The organism is Nonomuraea salmonea (genome assembly GCF_042428605.1).
Lineage (GTDB): Bacteria > Actinomycetota > Actinomycetes > Streptosporangiales > Streptosporangiaceae > Nonomuraea > Nonomuraea salmonea.
The window spans coordinates 51,960-75,983 of record NZ_JBHMCF010000036.1; the positions used below are offsets into that span (position 1 = coordinate 51,960).

Genomic DNA, 24,024 nt, shown 5'->3' on the forward strand with positions numbered 1-24,024 from the left:
AGTGGCAGACGGCGCGGGGGACGATCTCGAACGTGCGGCGGCGGTGTTCGCGGAGGTGCGGCCGCGCCTGTTCGGCATCGCATACCGGATGCTGGCCAGCGTCACCGAGGCCGAGGACCTCGTGCAGGACGTGTGGATGCGCTGGCAGGAATACGACAGGGCGACGGTGGAGAACCCGCCCGCGTTCCTCGCGACGATCACCACCCGCCTGGCGATCAACGCCGCCCAGTCCGCGCGCGCCCGCCGCGAGACCTACGTCGGGCCGTGGTTGCCCGAGCCGGTGGACACCAGCGCCGACCCGCATCTCGGGGCCGAGCGGGGTGAGGCGCTGGAGTTCGCGGTGCTGCTGCTCCTCGAACGGCTCTCCCCCACCGAACGCGCCGCGTACGTGCTGCGCGAGGCGTTCGACTACCCCTACCGGCAGATCGCGGAGATCGTCCGGCTGAAGGAGCCCGCGGTGCGGCAGCTCGTCAGCAGGGCGCGCAAGCGGCTGCGCGTCGAGCGGCGCACGCCGGTGCCGCGCGACGCGCAGCGCAAGCTGCTGGCCGCCTTCGTCAGCGCGGCCCGCTCCGGCGACCTGGCCGCGCTGGAGGAGTTGTTCGCCGCCGACGTGGTCAGCTACTCCGACGGCGGCGGCGCGGTGCGGGCGTCCAAGTTCCCCGTGGTGGGGCCGCTGCGGGTGGCCAGATACCACCGGGCGTTCGCGAGCCGCTTCTGGGCGGGCGCCGAGGTGGTGTGGGCGAGCGCGAACGGGCAGACGTCCGCGCTGCTGGTCCGCGACGGCGAGGTGTTCACCATCCTGACGATCAATGCCACCGAGACGGGCATCGACCGGATCTACTGGACGATGAACCCCGCCAAGATCGCCGCCTACACCCGCTAGCCGGTGGCGCGGTCGAGGTATTCGAGCAGGTGATGGTACGTCTTGCCGGTGGCGCGGGTCAGGCCCAGCTCGCACGTCCTGTTGACGGAGGCGTGCGCCCTGCTGCCCGAGGCGATGACGGCGGCGGCCTCCGCGCGGGTGGCCGAGGCGGTCAGCTCGGGGTGCAGCAGGCCGCGGTCGCCGGCGAAGGCGCAGCACTGCCAGTCGTCCGGCACGACCACCTTCTCGGCGATCGCCTCGGCCAGCCGCGTGATGGCGGGGTCGAGGCCGAGGCGGGCGGATGAGCAGGTGAGGTGCAGGGCCAGGGACGGCATGCGGCGCTTGACGGTCAGGCGGGGCAGGAGGTGCTCTGCGGTGTAGGCGACCGCGTCCATCACCTCGACGCCGGGCAGCAGGTGGCGGAAGCCTTCGGTGCAGGAGGCGGCGTCGCTGACCACCGGGACGCCGCTGGTGTTCTCGATGCGGCCGAGGACCGTACGGACCTGGCCGGCCATCGTGGCGTGGCCGTCGGCGTACCCCTTGGACGACCACGGCGTGCCGCAGCACAGGCTCGCGATGCCCTCGGGCACGAGCAGCTCGACCCCGGCGCGCTCGGCGAGCCGCTGGAAGGCGGTCATGACGCCGGGACCGCCCGCGGCGGGTGCGAACATCGTGTTGAGACAGGACGGCAGGTAGACGGCGGCGGGCCGGTGCGCGGGGCGCGGCTTGCGGCGGTCCCCGCCCTTGGGCAGGTCGCGCGACCACTGCGGGACCGCGTCGGCTCCGGCCACGTTGCGGGCGGCGCGGGAGGCCGCCTCGGGCAGCGGGGCCGGGGTGGCGGCGGCGGTGTCGAGCGCGAGGTTCATGGCCTGGGTGACGCCGTCCCAGTGGCGGGCGGCCGACGTCCAGCCCTTGCGGGCCAGGCGGCCGTGGCGCTCGGCGCGCAGCCGCTTGGTGAGGTCGCCGGTGTTGATGAGGACGGGGCAGGCGGTGGCGCACATGCCGTCCACAGCGCAGGTGTCGACGGCGTCGTAGCCGTAGTCGGACTCCAGCTCCGCGACCAGCGCGTGGTCGCCGGCCGCGCGGGCGGCGGCCAGCTCGCGGCGCAGCACGATGCGCTGGCGGGGCGTGGTGGTCAGGTCGCGGCTGGGGCAGACCGGCTCGCAGTAGCCGCACTCGACGCAGCGGTCGACCTCGGGCTCGACGGTGACGACCTGCTTGAGGTCGCGCAGGTGGGCGTCGTCGTCATCGGTGAGGACGACGCCGGCGTTGAGCGTGCCCGCCGGGTCGCACAGGCGCTTGACCTCGCGCATCACCTCGTACAGCTCGTCGCCGTACTGGCGGCGGACGAACGGGGCCATGACGCGGCCGGTGCCGTGCTCGGCCTTGAGCGTGCCTCCTCTGCCGAGCACCGCGGCCACCATGTCCTCGGTGAAGGCGGCGTAGCGGTCGAGGTCGGTGCCGAACCGCTCGTTGATCATGAAGTGCAGGTTGCCGTCCTTGGCGTGGCCGAAGATGACGCTGCGCTCGTAGCGGTGGGCGGTGAACAGGCCGGTGAGGTCGTCGCACAGGTCGGCCAGGGCGGGCACGGGCACGGCGACGTCTTCGAGCAGCGCGGTGGTGCCGCTGGGGCGGGCGCCGGCGACGGCGGCGTACAGGCCCTTGCGGATGTGCCAGAGCCCGGCGCGGCCACCCGCCTCGCGGCTGAGCCTGGCCGGCGCGGCGAGATGAAGGCCGGCGAACGCGCGCTCTGCGGCCCGCTCGCGCTCGGCGAGCAGGTCCGCCTCGGACTCCTGCCACTCGACGAGCAGCGCGGCGTGCGCCTGGACGTCGAGCGTGCGCAGCACGTCGTCGGCCTTGGGGTCGGTCTGGGCGACACGCAGCGACTCGGCGTCGAGCAGCTCGACGGCGGCGGGCCCGGCCTCGACCAGCGCGGGCATGGCGGCCATGGCCGCGTGCAGGGTGGGGAAGACGAGCAGGCCGGTCGCGGCCAGCCGGTGCGCGGGCACCGTACGGAAGACCGCCTCGGCGACGAACCCGAGCGTGCCCTCGCTGCCGATGACCAGGTGGGCGAGGATCTGGGCGGGCGTGTCGTGGTCGAGGAAGCTGTTGAGCCCGTAGCCCATGGTGTTCTTCAGCGCGAACTGGGCCTGGATGCGGCGGACCGACTCGGGGTTGCCGCGCACCCGCTCGCGCAGCCGGTCGAGGCCCTCGGCGAGCGCGGGTTCGAGCGCGCGCAGCCGGTCGTCGGCGTCGGGCGCGCCGGTGTCGATGACGGTGCCGCTGGGCAGCACGAGCGTCATGGACTCCAGCGTCCGGTACGTGTTGGCGTGGGTGCCGCAGGTCATGCCGCTGGAGTTGTTGGCGACGACGCCGCCGATCGTGCACGCCGACTCGCTGGCCGGGTCGGGGCCGAGCTTGCGGCCGTAGGGGGCGAGGCGGGCGTTGACCTGCCGGAGCACGGCGCCGGGCTGGACGCGTACGCGGGCGCCGTCGTCGAGCACCTCGATGCCGCGGAAGTGGCGCCGGGTGTCGACCAGCAACTGGCCGCTGACGGCCTGCCCGCTGAGGCTGGTGCCGCCGGAGCGGAAGGTGAGCGGCAGCCCGGCCCGCAGCAGCGCGGCGACCTGCGCGGCGTCCTGCGGCACGAGGACGGCCTGCGGGGTGAGCAGGTAGTGGGAGGCGTCGTGGGCCAGGCCGAGCCGGTCGCTCGCCCTCGTCCGGGCGATCCCCGGCACGGCGGTCTCCACCGCGGCCAGGAGTGCGGGGTCCGGCTGGTCGATCACGATGAGTGCTTCCTTAGCGTCGGGGGTCGATGTGGATTTTGGGTCCTGGGCCGGCGGGACGGTGCCCGGCCAGCGCCTCGGCGGTCTCGGCGAGCCCGATCGTGGCGGCGACCAGCGGGCGGGCGTCCACCGAGCCGTCGGCGTAGGCCGCGGCCGCCCCGTCGAGTCCGGCTGAACCGCCGAGGATACCGACTGCCGTCACCTCCCTTAGTACCAGGTCACGGGTGTCGAGCGTGGACGGGGTCGGCGCGAGGCCGATGTAGACGACGCGGCCGGCGGGTTCGACGAGGTCGAGGGCGAGCGCGGGTAAGCCGGGGTCGGTGGCGGCGTCGATGACGGCGTGCCACGGCAGATCGGGCAGCCCGGGCCGGACCCAGGCGGCGAAGCCGAGCCGGGCGGCCAGGCGCAGCTGGTCGGGGTCGCGGCCGAGCAGGTGGGTCTCGACGCCCTGGGCGCGCGCGAACAGCGCGGCGAGCAGGCCGATGGTGCCGGTGCCGAGCACGAGCAGCCGATCGCCCGGCCCGAGCGCGGCGGCGCGGACGGCGCGCAGTGCGTTGCCGCCCGGCTCGACCAGCGCTCCGAGCGCCGGGTCGAGGCCGTCGGGCAGGGCGCGCAGCGCGGCGGCGGGCACCGGCAGCTGCTCGGCGAGCGCGCCTGGCCGGCCCCTGCTGATGCCGATCTCGGCCAGGTCGGCGCACACGTGGTGGCGGCCCGACCGGCAGCGGGCGCAGTGGCCGCAGCCAAGCATGGTGTCGCCGGTGACGCGGCGGCCGAGCCAGGCGGGGTCCACGCCGTCGCCGACCGCGCTGACCCGGCCGCACCACTCGTGTCCCGGCCGCAGCGGATACCAGGAGCGCCCGGTGCTCAGGTAGCTCATGTGGCCGGTGAACAGCTCCACGTCGGTGCCGCACACGCCGGCCCGCTCGACGTCCACCACGACCTCGCCCGGCGCGGCGCGCGGCGGCTCGACCTCCTGGACCTCGGCCTCACCGGGCCCGGTGAGCACCAGGGCGCGCATCTAGCGGGGTCCGACGACGGTCTGCCGCTGGCTGCCGAGGCCGTCGATGCCCAGCTCCATGACGTCGCCGGGCTGGAGCCAGATCTGCGGGTCATGGCCCATGCCGACGCCGGGCGGGGTGCCCGTGTCGATGAGGTCGCCCGGCTCCAGGACCATGAACTGGCTCAGGTGGTGCACGATCACGTACGGGTCGAAGATCATGGTCTTGGTGGTGCCGGTCTGGCGGCGCACGCCGTTGACGTTCAGCCACATGCCGAGGTCCCGAACGTCGGGGACCTCGTCGGGCGTCACCAGCCACGGCCCGGCCGGGTTGAACGTCTCGGCCGACTTGCCCTTGCTCCACTGCCCGCCGCGCTCCATCTGGAAGGCGCGCTCGCTGACGTCGTTGACCACACAGTAGCCGGCGATCGCGTCGCGAGCCTCCTCGACCGAGTCGAGGTAGGAGGTGCGGCGGCCGATGACGATGCCGAGCTCCACCTCCCAGTCGGTCTTGGTGGCGCCGCGCGGGATGCGCACGTCGTCGTAGGGGCCGACCAGCGTGTTCGGCGACTTGGTGAACAGGATCGGCTCGTCCGGCACCGCCTGGCCGGTCTCGGCGGCGTGGTCGCTGTAGTTGAGCCCGATGCACAGGATCTGATGGGGGCGGGCGATGGGCGCTCCGACGCGCTCGCCGGCGAACTCGCGGACGTCGCCGCGCGCGACCCGCTCAGCCAGCAGGGCGGGGCCGCCGGCGGCGAAGAAGCGCTCGTCGAAGTCGGGGGTGACGTCGGAGACGTCGATGTAGTGGGTGTCGTCGACGCGGACGACGGGCCTCTCGGCGCCGGGGGCTCCGATGCGCATGAGGTACAAGGCGGTCTCTCTCCAGGTCTCGGCTGACGACGGCGGTGCGACGGCCCGGCTCGCCCGGTGACCGGCGCGGCGTGTCACGCCCGATGCCCGGTATGCGGTCGATTTCCGTTTCACCGATCTTCTTTCCCATTATGAGAGGATGATGTCCCGCAGTAGCCAGTGGTACGACGGCACCGACCGCAACGCCTACATCCATCGCGCCTGGATGCGGCGCGGGGTGCCGTCCGACGCCTTCGACGGCCGTCCGCACATCGCGATCGCGAACACCGCCTCCGACCTCACCCCCTGCAACATGCATCTCAACGAGGTCGCCGAGCAGGTCAAGCACGGCATCTGGGAGGCGGGCGGCGTCCCGCACAACCTGCCCGTCGTCTCGCTGGGCGAGACGAACGTGCGGCCGACCGCGATGCTCTGGCGCAACATGGCCGCGATGGCGGCGGAGGAACTGCTGCGGGCCAACCCGATCGACGGCGTGGTGCTGCTGGGCGGCTGCGACAAGACGATCCCGGCGCTGCTCATGGCGGCCGCGTCGGTGGACCTGCCCGCCGTCGTGGTGCCGGGCGGGCCGATGCTGACCGGGACGTTCCGCGGCGCGCCGCTCGGGTGCGGGACCGACGTGTGGCGGCTGAGCGAGGAGGTCCGCGCGGGCACCCTCACCGAGGGCGACTTCCTGCGCTCGGAGTCGTCGATGATCCGCAGCAAGGGCCACTGCAACACGATGGGCACGGCTTCCACGATGGGCCTGCTGGCCGAGGTGCTCGGCATGACGCTGCCCGGCCTGGCCGGGACGCCGGCGCCCGACAGCCGGCTGCTCGAAGGCGCGCACGCGACCGGTCGGCTGATCGTGGACATGATCGCCGCCGACCGCCAGCCGTCCGCCGTCATGACGCGGGGCTCGTTCCTGAACGCGATCGTCGCGCTGGCCGCGCTCGGCGGCTCCACCAACGCCGTCGTGCACCTGCTGGCCATCGCCGGGCGGCTCGGGGTGGAGCTGACCCAGGACGACTTCGACCGCACGGGGGCGGGCGTGCCGCTCCTGGTGGACCTGCAGCCGGCCGGCCGCCACCTGATGGACGACCTGCACCGCGCGGGCGGCCTGCACGCCGTGCTGCACCAGGTGCGCGACCTGCTCGACCCCGAGGCGATCACCGTGACGGGGCGCCCCCTGGTGGACCACCTGGAGGACGTGACGATCCACGACCCCGAGGTGATCCGCACCAGGGAGCACCCGTTGCAGGAGGACGCGGGCATCGCCGTCCTGTACGGCGACCTGGCGCCCGGCGGAGCCGTCATCAAGCCCGCCGCCGCCTCGCCCCACCTGCTCAAGCACCGCGGCCCGGCCGTGGTGTTCGACTCGATCGAGGACCTGCACGCCCGTCTGGACGACCCCGGCCTCGACGTCACCGCCGACTCGGTGCTGATCCTGCGCGGCTGCGGCCCCAAGGGGTATCCCGGCATGCCGGAGGTGTCGAACCTGCCGCTGCCGCCCAAGCTGCTCGCCCAGGGCGTGCGGGACATGGTGCGCATCTGCGACGGGCGGATGAGCGGCACCGCGTACGGGACGGTCGTGCTGCACGTGACCCCCGAGGCCGCGGCGGGCGGGCCGCTCGCCAAGGTGCGCACCGGTGACATGATCGTCCTCGACGTGCCGAACCGCCATCTCGACGTGGAGCTCCCGCCCGGCGAACTGGCCGCGCGTGAGCCGTCGGAGGCGATGACGCAGGCCCTCGCGCGCCCGCCGCGCGGCTGGCAGCGCCTCTACGTCGAGACGGTCCAGCAGGCGAATACGGGCGCCGACCTCGACTTCCTGGTCGGCGGCAGCGGCGCCGAGGTGGCCCGCGAGTCGCACTGACGCGATCCGGCGCCGCCGCCCGGGTCCCGCGGAGGCGGGCCGGCCGGCGCCGAGCGTGCCGCGCGGGCGCGGGCCGGGGTCAGCCGTTGAGCGCCGGGGCGAGCCGGCGCCACTGCTCGCGCGGGAAGCCCTTCGGGTCGTCGATGAGCACCTGCACGCACACGTGGTCCGCCCCGGCGGCGCGGTGCTCGTCCACCCGGCGCTTGACGGCCTCCTCGTCGCCCCAGGCGATGAGCGCGTCGAACAGCCGGTCGCTGACCGTCTCCAGGTCCTCCTCGGTGAAGCCGAGCCGCAGCAGGTTGTTGGCGTAGTTGGGCAGCGACAGGTAGCCGCGCAGCCAGTCGGCACCGATCGCGCGTGCCTCGTCGCGGCCCGAGCACAGGATCGCGGTCTGCTCGGGCAGTACGAGCGGCCCCGCGCCGAGCGCCTCGCGGGCCTGGCGGGTGTGATCGACGGTGACGAGGTACGGGTGCGCGCCCCGCGAGCGCTCCTTGGCCAGCTCCAGCATCTTGGGGCCGAGCGCGGCGAGCACCCGGTCGCCGGGGAGCACGGGCTGCTCGGCCGCGTCGAGCCCGTCGAGGAAGGCAGACATGGCCGCGAGCGGCCGGCGGTAGCGGCCGGGCTCGGCGGAGTCGATGAGCGGGGCATGGCTGACCCCGATGCCGAGCAGGATCCGGTCGCCGTGGGCCGCGGTCAGCGACGCGTACGAGGCGGCGGTCTCCTCGGGGGTGTGCATCCACAGGTTCAAGATCCCCGTGGCGACCGTCGCCCGCTTGGTCGCCGACAGCAGCCGCTCGACCGCGTCGAACACCGGCCCTCCGACGTCGGGGATCCACAAGGCGGTGTAGCCCAGTTCCTCCAGTTCTGCGGCGGCCTCCGCGGCCTCGCCCGGGTCTCCGTGTCTGAGTTGCGTGCTCCAGATGCCCACGCCGGCAAGATTCTTCACGTTCTTCGTGATACCACGCCGGTGCGCCGTGATCGGAGTGCGCCGCGCCACTTACCGGGCGGCCGCGACGACGTACCGGGTGGTGGCCCAGGCCGCGTACAGCAGGGGCGAGACCAGCAGGAGCAGGCCGGCCACGGGCTTGACCAGGACGACCGCGACGGCGAGGCCGAGCACGACGAGGCCGGCCGCCGCGAGGTACCAGCGGCGGGCGATGAGGAACAGGCAGGGCAGCACCAGGGCGCGCAGCCGGACACCCGGTTCGCCGGCGAACGTCAGCAGCGCGAACGCCACCGCCGCCACCAGCGCCGCCGCCGTGCAGAAGAACGGCACCAGGGCTGGGCCGAAGGAGGTGCCCCCCACGGCGACCGCGTCCACGGCGAGCACGGCCACGGCCGTCACCGCCGCCGCCCACACGGCGAGGGCGCGCCGCCACCCGCGCCGGTAGCCGTCCCGGAACGCGCGCAGCACGCCGGTGTCGCCCTCGCCGAGCGCCTCGAAGCAGCCGAACGCGCCCGCCAGCGCCGGCCCGCACAGCAGCGACAGCACCGCGAAGAACGGCCACGACGCCAGCGGATCGCGGACGACGGCCAGCGCGAGCAGCAGCGGCGCGCAGGAGAGGGCCAGCAGCACGTTCGTCATGAGGCCGACGTAGACGGTCGAGAACACCTTCTCGTACGTCTCCTGCCGGGCGGGCCGCAGCAGCCGCCGCGCGACGCCGCCTTCGGAGACGTTCCCCGGCGCGCTCATCCCTTGAGCCCGCTCGTCGCGATGCCGCGGATGAAGTACCGCTGGCCGAACAGGAAGATCACCAGGACGGGCAGCACCGACAACACCGACCCCGTCATGATCATCGCGTACTCGGCCTCGTACTGGCCGACGAAGGAGCGCAGGCCGAGCTGCACGGTCCACAGCTCGTTGCTGGTCAGGTAGATGAACGGGCCCATGTAGTCGTTCCAGGTGTTGACGAACGTGAGCAGCGCGAGGCTGGCCAGCGCCGGTTTCGACAGGGGCAGCATGATGCGGCGGTAGATGCCGTACTCGCTGAGCCCGTCGATGCGGGCCGCCTCGCACAAGTCATCGGGGATCGACATGTAGTACTGCCGCATGAGGAACACGCCGAACGCGCCGAACGCCTGGAGCAGGATGATCGACCAGTAGGTGTCGGTCAGCTCGGCGCGCTGCATCATGATGTACTGCGGCACCATGTACGCCTGCCACGGCACCGCGATGGTCGCGATGTAGGCGAGGAACAACCCGTCCCTGCCGGGGAAGCGCACCTTCGAGAAGCCGTACGCGGCGAAGCTGCCGGTCAGCACCTGCAGCGCGGTGATCGTGAGGGACAGGAACGCCGAGTTGCCAAGGTAGGTGAGCAGCGGGATGCGGTCCCAGATCTCCACGAAGTTCGACCAGCGCAGCTCCTCGGGGATCCACTGGACGGGCACCGTGAAGACCTGGTTGTCGCGTTTCAGCGACGACGACACCATCCACGCGAACGGCACCAGCACCAGCGCGGCGATCACGGTGAGGCCGGCGTAGGCGGGGACGGTGCGGAGCAGCCGCCGGCCGCGGCTGCTTCCCGCGGCCTCTGGCAGCGCGGTCATGTCACGCTCCTGCGCTCGTTGATGCGGAACTGGACGACGGTCACCGTGAGCACGATGAGGAACAGCACCAGCGCGATGGCCGAGGAGTAGCCGAACTGGCCCTCCCTGATGCCCTCGCGGTAGACGAGCTGGGCCAGCACGAGCGTGCTGCGGCCAGGACCGCCGTCGGTCATGACCACGATCAGGTCGAGCACCTTGAAGCTCTGGATCGTCAGCATGACCAGGACGAAGAAGGTGGTGGGCCGCAGGCACGGCAGCGTGACGCTCCAGAACCGCTGCCAGGCGCCGGCGCCGTCCACGGTGGCGGCCTCGTAGTACTCGCGCGGGATGGTCTGCAGGCCGGCGAGGTAGAGCACCATGTAGTAGCCCATGTCCCGCCACACGCTGGTGATGATGACGGCGGGCATCGCCCAGTCGGTGCTGGCCACCCAGCGGGGCGGCTCGCTGACGCCGAGCACCTCCAGGAACTGGTTGACCGGCCCTGAGGTGGGGTTGAACAGCATGTTCCACACGACCGCGACGGCGACCAGCGAGGTGACGTACGGGAAGAACGCGGCGGTGCGGAAGAACTGCACGCCGCGCAGCTTGCGGTTGAGCGCGATGGCCAGGCCCAGGGCGACGGCGAGGGTCAGCGGGATGTGCCCGGCCGCGTAGAAGAGCGTGTTGCGCAGCGCGACGTGGAAGTTCTCATCGCGCAGCAGCCGCTCGAAGTTCTCCAGCCCGACCCACTCGGGGGTGCTGTAGGAATCCCAGTCGAGGAACGCCAGCGCGAACGCCGCCGTCATGGGCACGAGCGTGAACAGCGCGAAGCCGATGAAGTTCGGCAGGATGAAGCTCCAGCCGACGAGGATGTCGCGCCAGGCGCGCCGGCGGGACGGTGCGGCCGGCAGCGGCCGCGTCGTTGCCTGTGTCATGGTGTCCTTCGGAACTCTCCGTGAGACGCCGGGAGCCCGGACGGCGGCCCGGGCCCGCGACCGCCCTAGTTGAGCACTTCGCTCTTGACGCGCTCGTTCATCGTGCGGATGCCGTCGGCCACCGACTTGTCGTTGACCATGATCAGCTCGTGCTCCTCGTTGAGGATCGTGTCGATGTCGGAGCTGTTCTCGCTGACCGGCATCTCCAGCGTCACCTTGTCGGGGACGAACGCCTTCTTCGACAGCTCGTCCTCCGGCATGCCCTCGAGCCCGAAGTACGCCTCGGTGATCTCGGGCGTCTGCAGCGCCGGCACCACGCCGACCTTCGTGATCGCCTCGGCCCCCGCCTTGCTCGCGGCGAACTCGACGAACTTCCTGGCCGCGTCGGCGTGCTCCGAGCGCTTGTTGACGGCGAACGCGGTCGGCGAGCCGAACGTGGTGACGCCGGTCGTTCCGGGACGCTGCGGCATGGGGGCGAGCCCCCACTCGACGTCGGTCGCGCCCTTCGCCTTGGCCTCCAGGATGCCGGAGATGTACCAGGTGCCCATGGGCATCAGCGCGGTCTTGCCGCTCTCGAACTGGCTGCGGTAGTCGGCCTGCTGGGACTTGGCGGTGCCGAAGTCGAGCACGGCGCCAGCGTCCTGGAGCCCCTTGGCCACGTTGTACTGGTCGGTGAAGAAGGTGTAGTCGCCGCTGAGCTGGTCGCCGCCGGTCTGCGCGGCGGAGATGGCCTGCACGACCGAGCGCCAGGTGTGGTGGTAGGCGCCGTACACCTTGTCGCCGCCCTCGCCCTGCGTCAGCTCCTTGGCGAGCTTGGTGTAGTCGTCCCAGGTCAGCGGGTCGGGCAGTTTGGCGCCCGCCTTGTCGAGCAGCGTCTTGTTGTAGTAGAGCAGCCAGAAATCCTGCCGGTACGGCAGCGCGTAGTACTTCCCGCTGACGTCGAAGGCGTCCAGGCCGGCCAGCTTGCTCGTGTCGGTCGACTTGACCAGGTCCGTGAGCTCCAGCAGCTGGTTGCGGCTGGAGTAGCGGGAGTAGTCGATGACGTTCTTCATCGTGATCACGTCGGTCTTGTCACCGCCCGCCAGCATGGTGGTGACCTTATCCGGATAGTCGTCGGCGAGGATGTCGACCGGCTTGATGGTGATGTTCGGGTTGGCCTGCTGGAAGGCGTCGAAGAGCGCCTTGAACTCGGGCGTCTTGGCCAGGTTCCACACCGTGACGCTCAGCGTGATCTTGCCGTTGGGGTCGGCCGGCTCCGGGTCGCCCGAGCCGCAGGCCGCGAGGGCGAGCGAGAGCGCTCCTGCCAGGGCCAGGCCCTTGACCGCCTGCCGCCGCGCCCCGCCCTTGCCTGACGTGATCATTGATCCGGTCTCCTCTCCGTCGCTGGGGGGTTGGTCAGGCGCTGACGGCGAACTCGTCCGGCGTGACGGCCGTGCGCAGCGGCAGGCCGGCCAGGTGGCGTTCGAGTTCGTCGAGAGCGCTGTCGCTCATGCGCCGGGTCTCGCTGCCCAGCGAGCCGGCGATGTGGGGGGTGATCATGACGTTGGGCAGCTCGTACAGCACCGACTCGGCCGGGAGGGGTTCGGGGTCGGTGACGTCGAGGATGGCGTCGAGCCGCCCTGCGGCGCACTCGCGCTCCAGCGCGGCGGTGTCGAGCACGGCGCCGCGCGCGGTGTTGATGACGGTGGCGCCGTCGGGCAGCATGGCCAGCTCAGCCGCGCCGATGAGGTGCCGGGTGGCGGGCAGCGACGGGACGTGCAGGGTGAGCACGTGGCTGCGGCGCAGCAGCTCGGGCAGCGCGACCAGGCGGCCGCCCGCCGCGCTCACCTCCTCCTCCGCCGCGTACGGGTCGGCGACCAGCACGTCCATGTCCAGGCCGCGCAGGCTCCGCGCGACCCGGCGGCCCACCCGGGAGAAGCCGACGACGCCGACCGTGCGGCCCCTGTTGCTCAGCTCGCCGCGCCGGGAGGCGTAGGACCAGTCGTCGCGGTGCTCGCGCGCGTCCTGGGCGAGGAACGGGGCCTTCTTGCCGGCGAAGATGACGGCGGCGAGGGTGAACTCGGCGACCGGGATGGCGTTGGCGTCGGCGGCGCTGGTGACCACGATGCCCCGGCGCCACACCTCCTCGGTGACGAACGGGCGCACGGTGCCGGCGCAGTGGAAGACGGCCCGCAGGCGGGGCGCGTCGGCCAGCCGCTCGGTGGTCAGCGGCGGGCAGCCCCACGAGGTCAGCAGCACCTCGCTCTCGCGCAGGCGGCGCCGCGCCGAGGGGGTGTCCAGGTCGTCGGTGCAGATCGGGTCTCCCAGCTCGGCCAGGCCGCGCAGCCGGTGCAGCTGCCGCTGCCCGAACTGCAGGCGGTACGTGGCCGGGTCCATGACCAGCAGGGCGTGAGGCCGCGTCATAGGGACGCGCCCGTGTGCCCGTTCGGTCGGCCGGCGACGCGGGATCTGCTGTTCAACCTGATGCTCCTCGCGGTGTGGGGGTTCGGGGTCTCGGCGCGTGGCGGCATGACGGCACGGCCAAGAGGAGGACGCCTGGAAGTTCCGATCGGCAAACGATCAGCTTTGTTCATCTGTGATCGGCTGGCGTTGCCTTGGAGTTAAGCGTGACCGCAGCGAGCTCGTCAAGGGGCAATCCAATCGCTCTGATCAGCAACGCTCGTGTCAGATCACAACTGCTCAACAAAGCGGGCGGATGCGCCGGTGACGGCTTGACGGGCCCTGGCGGCGCTGTAACCATCGCGTGAATCCATGGTTACGTAAACATCCCCCCGGCAGGAAGGGACTCGTGAATGGCGCCCCTGAACGACCCGCGGCTGTCACCGTTCACCGGGTGGACGCGCGCGCACTGGGCCGGCCTCGCCGACCGCCTGCTGCTGGCGGCCCGCCGCCACACCTCGCCAGGTCGCGCCCGCGTCTCCTTCCCCGGCAGGCCGGGCGGCTACGGCCCTGACGTGGACGCCCTGGAGGGCTTCGCGCGGACGTTCCTCGCAGCCGGGTTCCGCGTCGTGGGCGAGCGCGGCGCCGACCCGCTGAACCTCATGGAGTGGTACGCCGACGGCCTGGCCGCTGGGACGGATCCGCACGCGCCCGAGCGCTGGGTCCGGCTGGACGAGCACGACCAGGCCAAGGTCGAGGCCGCCTCGCTCGCGCTCGTCCTGCACCTGACCAGGCCCTGGTTGTGGGACCGGCTCAACCCGCTCGTTCAGGAGCAGGTCGTCGACTACCTCACGCCGGCCATCGGCTCCTGGTACCCGCCGATCAACTGGGTGTGGTTCCAGATCGTCGTCGAACAGTTCCTGGCCTCGGTCGGGGGGCCGTACGCGGCGGACGACATCGAGGCAGGCCTGGCGCTGACCGACGGCTTCGCCCGCCAGGACGGCTGGTACGCCGACGGCGACGAGCGCGCCTACGACCACTACGCCGGATGGGCGCTGCAGTTCTACCCGCTCATCTGGACCGAGATGGCCGCCGGCAGCCCGGACGCCGAGTCGCGCAGGCCCGTCTACCTGCGGCGGCTCGAACGGTATCTCCAGGACGCGGTGCACCTGGTCGGGGCCGACGGCTCGCCGCTCATCCAGGGGCGCAGCCTCACCTACCGCTTCGCCGCCGCCGTGCCGTTCTGGCTGGGCGCCCGCCACGGGCTCGACTCCCCCTCACCCGGGCTGCTGCGCCGGGCCGCCTCCGGCATCGCCCGCCACTTCGTCTCCCACGGCGCGCCGGGCGAGGACGGGCTGCTGACGCTGGGCTGGCACGGGCCGTGGCGGCCGATCGCGCAGTCGTACTCGGGGCCCGGGTCACCCTACTGGGCGGCCAAGGGGCTCTTCGGCCTGACCCTGCCCGCCGACCACCCGGTGTGGACCGCCGTGGAGGAGCCGCTGCCGGTCGAGCGCGACGACTTCCAGCGCGTCGTCGCCGCTCCCGGCTGGCTGGTCGGCGGGACGCGGTCGGACGGCGTCGTACGGGTCGTCAACCACGGCACCGACCACTCACGCCCGGGCTCGAACCTCACCGACTCCCCCCTCTACGCCCGCCTCGGCTACTCCACCGCCACCTCTCCCCTGCTCGCCGGCCCGCACGCGGGGCGGCCGCTCGACCAGTCGGTCACGCTGTTGTCCGAGACCGGCGAGCCGAGCCACAGGACCGGCTTCGACACGCTCGGCCTGGAACGGCTCCCCACCGGAACCGTCGCGGGAGCGTCCCGGTGGCGGGCGCACTGGGTGACCCTCGACGAGGACGTTCCCGACCACGGCTCAGGGCGCTCCGGCGAGGTGCGGCTCGGGCCGTGGCTGGAGGTGCTGTCGGCGGTGCGGGGCGCGTGGGAGGTGCGGCTGGTCCGCGTCCAGCCCTCTGAGGAGACGGGGCGGCTGCGCGTCGGCGGCTGGCCGCTCCCGGCCGACGCGCCGGATCCGGAACCCGGCTCGGTCGTGAGCAACGGCAAGACCTGCTCAGGCGTGTGGAGCGCCGGGCTGGACGACGGCGGCGTCACCGCGGCCGACGACGCCTCGCCGCTCGGTCTCTGGACGCTGGTGCCGTGGCGGGCGACGAGCGGCCCCGCGCGTGCGGACGTCTGGTACGACGCGGCCATCCACCTCGGCACGGGCGAGCCCGCCCAACCGCCCGCCGTGTCATGGGACGGCCCGTCATGCCTCATCACCTGGCCCGACGGCACGAGCGACACCCTCGACCCCGCCCGCCTGCCGCACCCCTGACCCGCCCGCCCCCGAGGCAGGCAGGTCAGGACGACGAGTGGCGGACGATCAGCTGCGGCCCGACCACCACGCGGTGGGCGGGCCTGCCGGGGTCGTGGAGGCGTTCGAGCAGCAGGGCGAACGCGGCGCGCCCGATGTCGGTCTTCGGCGGCCTGATCGCGGTGAGCGGCGGGTCGCACAGCTCGGCCACCTCGTCGTCGTACGTCACCACCGCCAGGTCGCCGGGCACCCTGATGCCGCGGTCCTGGCAGCGCTCGACCAGCGAGATGGCCTCGGGGTCGGAGTGCACGAGCAGCGCCCTGGTGCCCGAGGCCAGGCAGGCGTCGAGCACGTCGTCCAGCGCCCGCGCCCAGCCGGGGTCGCGGCGGTCCACCGTACGGGCCTGGGGCGTGCCGTCCGTCTCCAGCCCCAGCTCCTCGCAGGCCAGCCGCCACCCGGCGCGCACGTGCGGAGTCGTGGGGCTGGTGATCGTGGTGATCAGCCCGACCCTGCGGTGGCCGAACGTGGCGAGGTGGCGCACGGCCATCGCCGCCCCGAGCGCGTGGTCGCTGACCACGGACTCCATGGCCTCCCGGTAGGGCCCGACGGCGGCGGCCCGCTCGATCAGCACGACCGGCACGCCGGCCGTCTGCAGCCAGCGGACCAGCTCCTCGCCCTCGTCGCTCTCGGTGGTGGGCGCGACCAGCAGGCCGTCCACGCCGACGGAGTCGATGAGCGAGGCGAGCTGCCGCCGCTCGTCGGCCACCTGGTACGTGGCCCCGCGCAGCACCACCCGCACCCCCGCCGCCGCTGCCGCCTCGCGGACGCCGCGGATCACGTCGGGGTAGTAGTAGTCGAGCGAGGGGACGACCATGCCCACCGTGAGCGACGCCGCCGCCTGGCCGGGGGGCTCCGCCGGCTCACGGGCGGATGCCGGCTCGGGCGGCTCGGTCAGCGTGGCACCCCCGCGCACCCGGCGGATGACGCCCTCCTCGGCCAGCAGCGTGATGTCACGCCTGATGGTGATCGCCGAGACGGCCAGCTCGGTGGCCAGGTCGTGGACGCGCATGATGCCGCGCCGCCGCAGCAGATCGACCAGCCGGTTGCGGCGCTCGTCGGGCAGCCGGCCCGCCGCGTCGGCTGCCGCCGCCTGGTCCTCAGCCGGTGATGCGTCTGTGGCCACGTTGGTCATACTCCTCCTCGCCGACGGCCATAGTACCGATCGAAACTGATCGAAGGTGAATTAACAAGTGACGGACCTGATTCGTTCCGCCCTTCCGGTCAGCGGGCCAGGCCGAGCGCGGGCCCCGCCAGGGCAAGATCGCGCTCGCCCACCCCGTGGTTATGGCGTACGGGCAGGGGTAGGCGGCCCGGAAGTGACGTCATGTGAAGGGGGACCCATGACCTCTGGTGATTACTGGCACTACGGCTATGGCCCCATGGACGAATTGCTGGCCAGGTTCTTCGGGTTCGGGCCGCCGCCGTACAACCGGCGGGTCGATCTCGAACGGCTGCTCAGCGAGGACGCCATCGAGCTGCTCCGCACCGCCGCCCAGAAGGCGGCCTCGTGGGGAGCGGGCTACCTCGACACCGAGCACCTGCTGTGGGCCGCCACCCAGGTGGAGTCGACCCGGGTGATGCTGGAGCAGGCGGGGGCCGACCCGGCGGCGCTGGCCACGGAGGTGGAGCAGTCCGTCGAGCAGCGCGAGCCGCGCGAGGGCCCGGTACGCCTGGCGCCCGCCGCCAAGCGGGCCCTGCTGGACGCGCGGCAGGTGGCCAGGGCCACGGCGGCGTCGTACATCGGGGCGCGGCACCTGGTGCTCGCCTTGTCGGCGAACCCGCTGTCGGCCGCCGGGCGGCTGCTGCGCCACGCCAGGCTCACCCCGGAGTCGTTCGTGCAGGACAACAGGGGCGCCGCCGAGCCGATGCCGCACCAGCCGCCGCAGCCGAGCACCACCCCGACGCTCGACCAGTTCGGCAGAGACCTGACGGCCACCGCCGACGAGGGCGGCATCGACCCCGTGATCGGCAGGGACGACGAGATCACGCAGGCGGTGGAGGTGCTGTCGCGGCGTACCAAGAACAACCCGGCGCTGCTCGGCGAGCCGGGCGTGGGCAAGACGGCGATCGTGGAGGGGCTCGCGCAGCGCATCGTCAGCGGCGAGGTGCCCGACACGCTGCGCGGCAAGCGGGTCGTCCAGCTCGACGTGGCCGGCCTGGTCGCCGGTACGAAGTACCGCGGCGAGTTCGAGGAGCGGCTGAGCAAGCTGATGGAGGAGATCCGCGCCCACAGCGAGGAGCTGATCGTCTTCATCGACGAGCTGCACACCATCGTCGGCGCCGGCGGCGCGGAGGGCGCGATCGACGCCTCCAACATGCTCAAGCCCGCGCTCGCCCGAGGCGAGCTGCACGTCATCGGCGCGACCACGCTGGACGAGTACCGCAGGTACATGGAGAAGGACGCCGCGCTCGAACGGCGCTTCCAGCCCATCCTGGTGCCCGAGCCGACCGTCGAGGACACCATCGAGATCATGCGCGGCCTGCGCGACCGGTACGAGGCCCACCACCAGGTCAAGTTCACCGACGACGCGCTCGTCGCCGCGGTCGAGCTGTCCGACCGCTACATCTCCGACCGGTTCCTGCCGGACAAGGCCATCGACCTGATGGACCAGGCGGGCGCCAGGGTCGCGCTGCACACCAGGACCACCCCCGCCGGGACCCGCGAGATGGAGGAGGACCTGGAGCACCGGCAGCGCGAGAAGGACCAGGCGGTCGAACGCGAGGACTACGACCGCGCCCGCGAGCTGCGCGACGAGATCGCCGCGCTCAAGACCCGCATCGAGGAGACCAGGACCAGCCGGCGCGGCTTCGCCGAGGTCACCCCCGACGACATCGCCGAGGTCGTCTCCCGCGCCACCGGCATCCCCGTCTCCCAGCTCACCCAGGAGGAGCGCGAACGGCTGCTCGGCCTCGAAGAGCACCTGCACCGGCGGGTGATCGGCCAGGACGAGGCGGTGGCGGCGGTGTCGGAGGCCGTACGCCGCTCCCGCGCCGGGATGAACGACCCCAACCGGCCGATCGGCTCGTTCCTCTTCCTCGGGCCCACCGGGGTCGGCAAGACCGAGCTGGCGCGGGCGCTGGCCGAGTCGCTCTTCGGCGAGCAGGACCGGATGATCCGGCTGGACATGAGCGAGTTCCAGGAACGGCACACCGTCTCCAGGCTCGTCGGGGCGCCCCCTGGTTACGTCGGCTACGAGGAGGCGGGGCAGCTCACTGAGCAGGTGCGGCGCCGGCCGTACTCGGTGATCCTGCTCGACGAGATCGAGAAGGCCCACCCCGACGTGTTCAACCTGCTGCTCCAGGTGATGGACGACGGGCGGCTGACCGACGCGCAGGGGCGTACGGTCGACTTCAGGAACAGCGTGCTGATCATGACCTCGAACATCGGCGCGGACATCATCATGGCCCATCCCGGCGAGGGGGCCCGGGGGTTGCGCGGGCAGCTGCTGCGACTGCTCCAGCAGCGGTTCCGTCCCGAGTTCCTGAACCGGATCGACGAGATCATCATGTTCCGCGGCCTGGAGGCCGAGCAGCTGCGCGAGATCACCTCGCTGCTGCTGGACGAAACCAGGCGGCGGCTGCACGCCCAGGGCGTGGAGCTGGAGATGGAGCCGGGGGCGGTGGACTGGCTGGCCCACGAGGGCTACCAACCGGCCTTCGGCGCCCGGCCGCTGCGCCGCATGATCCAGCGCACGCTGGACAACACGTTCTCCCGGCTCCTGCTCAACGGCACCCTCCACGACGGCCAGCGCGCCCACGTCGGCGTCAGGGACGACGACCTCACCATCACCGTCCTGGACCCGGGCGCCGAACTCGGCCCGGAGATCCGCCCGAACGCCGTCGCCAAACCGGCCCCTAGGGTCCAGCAGGAACAACGCGAAGAGAACATCGGCCACTACCTCTGACCAAGATGGCCGCGGGGCGGAGCTGAGTGATTGGCGGGGCGATGGGAACGCCTGCGGCTGACGAGGTGGTGTGACTCGCGGGGCTCAGAGAGCTCGGGCGGCTGACGAGGTCGTGTGACTCGCGGGGCTCATGAAGGCGCGAGCCCCGAGACATGAGGCGGTGGGGAGGCGCCGCCTTCTGGGTCGCTGGGGCGGGGGCCGACATACGGGCATGCCTTTTCGCATTTCGTGGGCTATGGTCGGCCGTATGACGGGACCAGGGCTGACCCTACGAGGGTTCATCGCGCCGCGTGGCGGTGTGATGGGCCTGGTCCTGCTGTCCCTGCTCGTGGCCACCACCTTCTCCGTCGCCTGGTACGGCGGCGGCCAGGTGGGCCTGTCCGGCGGGTCCGCGGGGCAGGTGTGGCTCGCCGGCGCGTACAAGGACAAGCTGTCGAGCCTGCCACCGCAGGCGGGCAACGCCCGTGAGCACCACACGCCGTCGCTGTGGCCGCCCCTGCGCGGCACCCGCAACGGCGAGGCCGGCCACCTGGCGCTCCTACCGTCGCCGGCCGCCGACGGCCCCGCGATCCGCGACCCGCAGCAGTTCGGCCACCGCACCGCGGGCTCCCGCAGCCCGCCACCGGCCTGACCCCTCCCCGCCTCGCGACCCGCGGCCTCGCTGCCGGGACGTGGACGCATGCGGCATGCGCCCGCACCCGTCTCCGCCCCGGCACACGCACAACGCACCGACCGCGAACGGCAGGCGTCCACACGCCGGTGAGCGCCGACACGCAAACCCGCGCACGCACACCAGCGAGCGCTGACCCGCCGACCGAACTGACACGGTGACGCGCGTCGGCCGGACTGGCGCGTGACGCACGCCGGCCGAGCTGACGCCTGCCACACGACGGCCGGACCGGCATGTGACGCACGCTGGCCGAGCCGGCGCGTGACGCAGGCAAGCTGACCGGCCTGTGACGCACGGCGGCTGAGCCGGCATGTGATGCGGGCGAGCCACGTCGGTGTGTGGCTGTGCGGCCGTTGTGGTGCACGGGCGCACGCCAGGGCGCCGGGGGCAAGCGTCTGCACGCCCGGTCAACGGGACGCGTATTCGCGTGCCTTGACCGTCTGGCGAGCGTCCGCATGCCCACGGTCTTCTGGCAGGTGTTCGCGGGCCTGGCCGCTTCGGGTGCTGTGCGCCGTCGATCGTCCCATGAGTGTGCCCGGCGCGCTTCAGTGCCCTCGTGCCACGGGTGTCGCGGCGGCTGGGCGGCGTGGGTGGTGCGGGGAGGGTGCGGCGGTCGAGTTCGTGGGGTGGTGGTTGTGCCGTCCCAGTCGGTTCATCTACAGCAAGGAGCCATTTGTCATGGCCGTGATCAGGTCATTGCCTGTCCGCCGTCGTCCGAGGGGGGCGGTATGAGTCTCGGGCGGGGGTTCGTGGCGCTGGATCTTGGGACGGCGCGTACGCGTATGTCGCGCGGGTCCGCGATCGCCGACCGTTCGTCGGACGTGTTCGGCGTCGCGCCCGAGGACTCCGCCGTTCCGATACGTCCGATACGTCATGGGATGGTGGCTGACCCTGCCGCATGTCTCCGGCTGGTACGCCAGGCGCTGCACGACGCCAGACCTCCCGACGAGCCCCTTGAACAGGTGCTCGTCGGTGTGCCGCTGGCGGCGACCCAGAGTGACCGCCGTGCCGTGCACACCGCGGTGGTCGAGGCCGTCACCGGGCGTCCCGTCACCGGGCGTCCCGTCACCCGGGGTGCTGTTACGCGGGTGCCTGCCGCGGCCGGCAGCGGGACCGGCCGGGCCTCCGGGGCTTCTCCCGGCGAGTTGCCCGGCGGCCTCTCCGGCGGCCTCTCCGGCGACGGCCTGCCCGGCGACGCCGAAGGTGGCGGCCTGGCCTCCGGTGCCCGAGGCGGTGGGTGTGGGGTGTGGCTGGTGGATGAGCCGGTGGCCGCCGCCGTCGGGGCGGGGCTGGATGTGGTGGGGGCGGAGCCGTTCCTGCTGCTCGATGTGGGGGCGGGGATCGTGGAGGCGGTCGCGGTGCGCGAAGGTGCCGTGTTCGACGCCGCCGCGCTCCAGCTCGGCGCCACCACCAGCGCGGGCCTGCTGCCGTACGCGCTGGACGGGGTCGTGGAGATGACCGCCGCCCTCGTGCGGCGGCTGCCCGACGACGTACGCCCGTCCGTGCCGGCCCTGACCGTCACCGGAGGCGGCGCCCGGCAGCGGCGGCTCCTGCACCGCCTGCAAACGGCGCTGCGCATGCCGGTCAACACCCTGCCCGAGCCCGAGTACGCGACCATCCGCGGCCTGTCCCGCATGGGCCGCCACCCGGAGCTGGCCTCCCGCATCAGCCGACAAGGCCGATGAAGCGGGCCTATGTCCCCGGCCACCCAGCCGGTGCAGCGGGCCGGGGTCGCCCTGGCAGGCAGGAAGGCTTCCGCGGCACGACCTGTCGCGGTTCTCGTTCCACGTACTCCCAGAAAGGGGATCACGTCATGATCGACACTCACCTCAGCACCGTGCAGCTCCAGGAACTGCGTGAGGAGCTGCAGCAGCAGCTCGAGCGCCGGAGCCGGCACCTGCTCGGCCTGCGGGCCGAGGCCAGCGACGGCACCGGGGCGGACGCCCAGTACCAGGAGCTGCTGGTGGACCTGGCCGCGGCCGACCGCGCGATCGCCGAGCTGACGCAGGCGCTGGATCGCGTGGCGGAGGGCACGTACGGCCGCTGCTCGGAGTGCGAGGCGGGCATCCCGTTCGAGCGGCTGAAGATCCGGCCGCTGGCGCGGTTCTGCATCACCTGCCAGCGCCGGTACGAGGCCGCCTAGAACGGGCAGGTTGCGTGGCGGGACGGCGCGTCCCGCCACGCGACCCGAACACGGAGGACGAACCGTGGTCAGACTGGACCGCCTGGTCAACGTGCTCGGCGGGTACGGCGTGCGCCTGGCCGGCCGGACGGACGCGCGCACGGCGCAGCTGCGCAGCGTCGCGATGCCCGACCCGACCGACGAGCGGGTGACGGGCGACGTGCTGCTGGCGGTGGGCGCGGCCTCGGTGGCGGAGGCGATCGCATGGGCGGAGGCGGCCCGCGCGACGGCGGTGCTGGTGCGCGCGGGCGAGGAGGCGGCGCGCGAGGTGCCACAGGACGCCGGGGTCGCGGTGCTGCTGATCGACCCGGCGGTGTCGTGGAGCCAGCTCACCGGGGTCGTGTACGGGCTGGTGCTGGAGGGCAGGGAGACCGAGTCGGGGCGGGGCCCGACGGACCTGTTCGCGCTGGCCGACAGCCTGGCGGACGTGGTCGGGGCGGCGGTGACGATCGAGGACCGGCTGTCGCGGGTGCTGGCGTACTCGCGCTCGCAGCAGGCGGGCGACCCGGCGCGGCTGGAGACGATCCTGGTCAGGCAGGTGCCTGAGCGGTTGCGCGAGCTGTTCGAGCAGCGGGGGGTGCTGTCGCGGCTGGCCGCGTCGGACGGGCCGATCTTCGTGGAGCCCGACCCGGCGTACGGGCTGACCGGGCGGATGGCGGTGGCGGCGCGGGCCGGCCGCGAGGTCCTGGGCACGGTGTGGGCGACCTGCGACAGGCCCCTGACGGGGCGGCGGCTCACCGCGCTGGCCGACGGTGCGCGTACGGTGGCGCTGCACCTGCTGCGCTCCCGCGCGAGCGCCGACCTGGAGCGGCAGGTGGAGTCCGACCTCGTGATCCGGCTGCTGGAGGGCAGCGCCGACGCGGTGACCGCGCTGAGCCAGCTCGGGCTGGCGCCTGGCCCGATGCGGGTCATCGCGGTACGCGCGGGCGCCGCCGCCGACCGGCACGCCGCCCTGCTGCTGGCCTTCGACCGGGCGACCACGGGGTTCGGCTGGTCGCGTCCTGGACGCAGCACGCTGCTGGGCAACACGCTCTACACGATCCTGCCGGGTGAGGAGGCGGGGGCGGCCCTGGCGTGGGTGGCGGCGTTGCAGGCGGCGCTGCCCGCACAGGTGGAGCTGGTGGCCGGGATCGGCGCGCCGGCCGGGGTCGCGGAGCTGCCCGCCGGGCGGCAGGAGGCCGACGAGTGCCTGGCGCTGCACGAGAGCGCGGGCGGGGCGCCGCCGGTGTACGACGAGTCGTGGGGGGAGATCCTGCTGCAGCGGCTGCGGGCCGCGGCGCGTACCGGGAGGACTCCGGCCAGGGGGCCGGTCGGCGCGTTGCGGCGGCACGACGCCAGGCACGGCACCCGGTACGTGGCGACGTTGCGCGCCTGGCTGGAGGCGCAGGGCGACCCGGTGGCGGCGGCGGAGCGGCTCGGCGTGCATCCCAACACGGTCAGGAACCGGCTGCGCAAGATCGGCGAGATCACCCCGCTCGACCTGGACGACGCCCGGCAGCGCCTCGCCATGATCATCCAGCTGGAGGCCCTCGGCGAGTGACCTCGGGCCGGTTCTCCGCCATTCGATCGACCGTGGAGGCGCGGCACCCCGTTGTCAAACCCGCACAATCCGGGCGTCCGGATTGTCGCGTCCGTACAGCGCTCCCCCGCCTCGCCGGGGTCATGCTGTCCCCGTAGGCAGCGAGGAG

General features: G+C 72.8%; 18 protein-coding genes. 8 read left to right on the forward strand and 10 right to left on the reverse strand.

From position 1 onward, the window contains the following. Position 1: 1 nt before the first annotated feature. Positions 2-883, forward strand: coding sequence for an RNA polymerase sigma-70 factor (locus ACFFR3_RS29920; RefSeq protein WP_364378505.1), 882 nt, complete (start codon positions 2-4; stop codon positions 881-883). Here ACFFR3_RS29920 and ACFFR3_RS29925 read toward each other — a convergent pair. The 3 genes from ACFFR3_RS29925 to ACFFR3_RS29935 are packed head-to-tail and all read right to left on the reverse strand — an operon-like array spanning position 880 to position 5,515. Further along, on the reverse strand, positions 880-3,648 hold the full coding sequence (locus ACFFR3_RS29925) for an FAD-binding and (Fe-S)-binding domain-containing protein (protein ID WP_379484223.1): 2,769 nt from the start codon (positions 3,646-3,648) through the stop codon (positions 880-882). The two genes, ACFFR3_RS29920 and ACFFR3_RS29925, sit on opposite strands and share 4 nt — an antisense overlap. A gap of 13 nt (positions 3,649-3,661) precedes the next feature. Further along, complete coding sequence (locus tag ACFFR3_RS29930; protein WP_364378499.1) at positions 3,662-4,666, reverse strand: zinc-dependent alcohol dehydrogenase; 1,005 nt, start codon at positions 4,664-4,666, stop codon at positions 3,662-3,664. Further along, complete coding sequence (locus ACFFR3_RS29935) at positions 4,667-5,515, reverse strand: fumarylacetoacetate hydrolase family protein (protein WP_364378496.1); 849 nt, start codon at positions 5,513-5,515, stop codon at positions 4,667-4,669. It lies immediately after the preceding gene. Between the two features lie 139 nt (positions 5,516-5,654). Between ACFFR3_RS29935 and ACFFR3_RS29940 the strand changes: the two genes are divergently transcribed. Further along, complete coding sequence (locus ACFFR3_RS29940; protein ID WP_364378493.1) at positions 5,655-7,367, forward strand: IlvD/Edd family dehydratase; 1,713 nt, start codon at positions 5,655-5,657, stop codon at positions 7,365-7,367. Positions 7,368-7,446: 79 nt separating this feature from the next. Here the strand turns inward: ACFFR3_RS29940 and ACFFR3_RS29945 are convergent, their stop codons facing one another. The 6 genes from ACFFR3_RS29945 to ACFFR3_RS29970 form a co-directional block, all read right to left on the reverse strand. Further along, positions 7,447-8,313, reverse strand: coding sequence for an LLM class F420-dependent oxidoreductase (locus ACFFR3_RS29945; protein ID WP_345385689.1), 867 nt, complete (start codon positions 8,311-8,313; stop codon positions 7,447-7,449). A gap of 51 nt (positions 8,314-8,364) precedes the next feature. Then, positions 8,365-9,060, reverse strand: coding sequence for a hypothetical protein (locus tag ACFFR3_RS29950; protein ID WP_345385691.1), 696 nt, complete (start codon positions 9,058-9,060; stop codon positions 8,365-8,367). After that, positions 9,057-9,914 (reverse strand): carbohydrate ABC transporter permease, encoded by an 858-nt coding sequence (locus ACFFR3_RS29955; RefSeq protein ID WP_345385693.1) that lies wholly within the window; start codon positions 9,912-9,914, stop codon positions 9,057-9,059. The genes ACFFR3_RS29950 and ACFFR3_RS29955 overlap by 4 nt, the downstream gene beginning before the upstream one ends. After that, positions 9,911-10,828, reverse strand: coding sequence for a carbohydrate ABC transporter permease (locus ACFFR3_RS29960; protein ID WP_364378488.1), 918 nt, complete (start codon positions 10,826-10,828; stop codon positions 9,911-9,913). The genes ACFFR3_RS29955 and ACFFR3_RS29960 overlap by 4 nt, the downstream gene beginning before the upstream one ends. Positions 10,829-10,893: 65 nt before the next feature. Continuing rightward, positions 10,894-12,189: an ABC transporter substrate-binding protein gene (locus ACFFR3_RS29965; protein ID WP_364378485.1), complete on the reverse strand. Its 1,296-nt coding sequence runs from the start codon at positions 12,187-12,189 to the stop codon at positions 10,894-10,896. A 34-nt stretch (positions 12,190-12,223) separates the two neighbouring features. After that, positions 12,224-13,231 carry a hydroxyacid dehydrogenase gene (locus ACFFR3_RS29970; protein WP_345385700.1) on the reverse strand — a complete coding sequence of 336 codons (1,008 nt, stop codon included), beginning with the start codon at positions 13,229-13,231 and terminating at the stop codon, positions 12,224-12,226. A gap of 389 nt (positions 13,232-13,620) precedes the next feature. Between ACFFR3_RS29970 and ACFFR3_RS29975 the strand changes: the two genes are divergently transcribed. Continuing rightward, complete coding sequence (locus ACFFR3_RS29975; RefSeq protein WP_345385702.1) at positions 13,621-15,540, forward strand: DUF2264 domain-containing protein; 1,920 nt, start codon at positions 13,621-13,623, stop codon at positions 15,538-15,540. Between the two features lie 25 nt (positions 15,541-15,565). On the opposite strand, the gene ACFFR3_RS29980 is transcribed toward ACFFR3_RS29975, so the two are convergent. After that, complete coding sequence (locus tag ACFFR3_RS29980; RefSeq protein WP_364378479.1) at positions 15,566-16,702, reverse strand: substrate-binding domain-containing protein; 1,137 nt, start codon at positions 16,700-16,702, stop codon at positions 15,566-15,568. Positions 16,703-16,919: 217 nt separating this feature from the next. Between ACFFR3_RS29980 and ACFFR3_RS29985 the strand changes: the two genes are divergently transcribed. The 5 genes from ACFFR3_RS29985 to ACFFR3_RS30005 all read left to right on the forward strand — a co-directional run bounded on the left by ACFFR3_RS29985 (position 16,920) and on the right by ACFFR3_RS30005 (position 23,876). After that, positions 16,920-19,484 (forward strand): ATP-dependent Clp protease ATP-binding subunit, encoded by a 2,565-nt coding sequence (locus ACFFR3_RS29985; protein ID WP_379484224.1) that lies wholly within the window; start codon positions 16,920-16,922, stop codon positions 19,482-19,484. A gap of 247 nt (positions 19,485-19,731) precedes the next feature. Continuing rightward, entirely contained in the window at positions 19,732-20,115 is a 384-nt protein-coding gene (locus tag ACFFR3_RS29990; RefSeq protein ID WP_345385708.1) for a hypothetical protein, read from the forward strand. A gap of 917 nt (positions 20,116-21,032) precedes the next feature. Further along, positions 21,033-21,839 (forward strand): hypothetical protein, encoded by an 807-nt coding sequence (locus ACFFR3_RS29995; protein ID WP_364378473.1) that lies wholly within the window; start codon positions 21,033-21,035, stop codon positions 21,837-21,839. 128 nt (positions 21,840-21,967) lie between these two features. After that, a complete protein-coding gene (locus ACFFR3_RS30000; RefSeq protein WP_345385711.1) occupies positions 21,968-22,297 on the forward strand; it encodes a TraR/DksA family transcriptional regulator in 330 nt (109 codons plus the stop codon). 64 nt (positions 22,298-22,361) lie between these two features. Continuing rightward, entirely contained in the window at positions 22,362-23,876 is a 1,515-nt protein-coding gene (locus ACFFR3_RS30005) for a PucR family transcriptional regulator (RefSeq protein WP_379484225.1), read from the forward strand. The last annotated feature ends 148 nt before the right edge of the window (positions 23,877-24,024 follow it).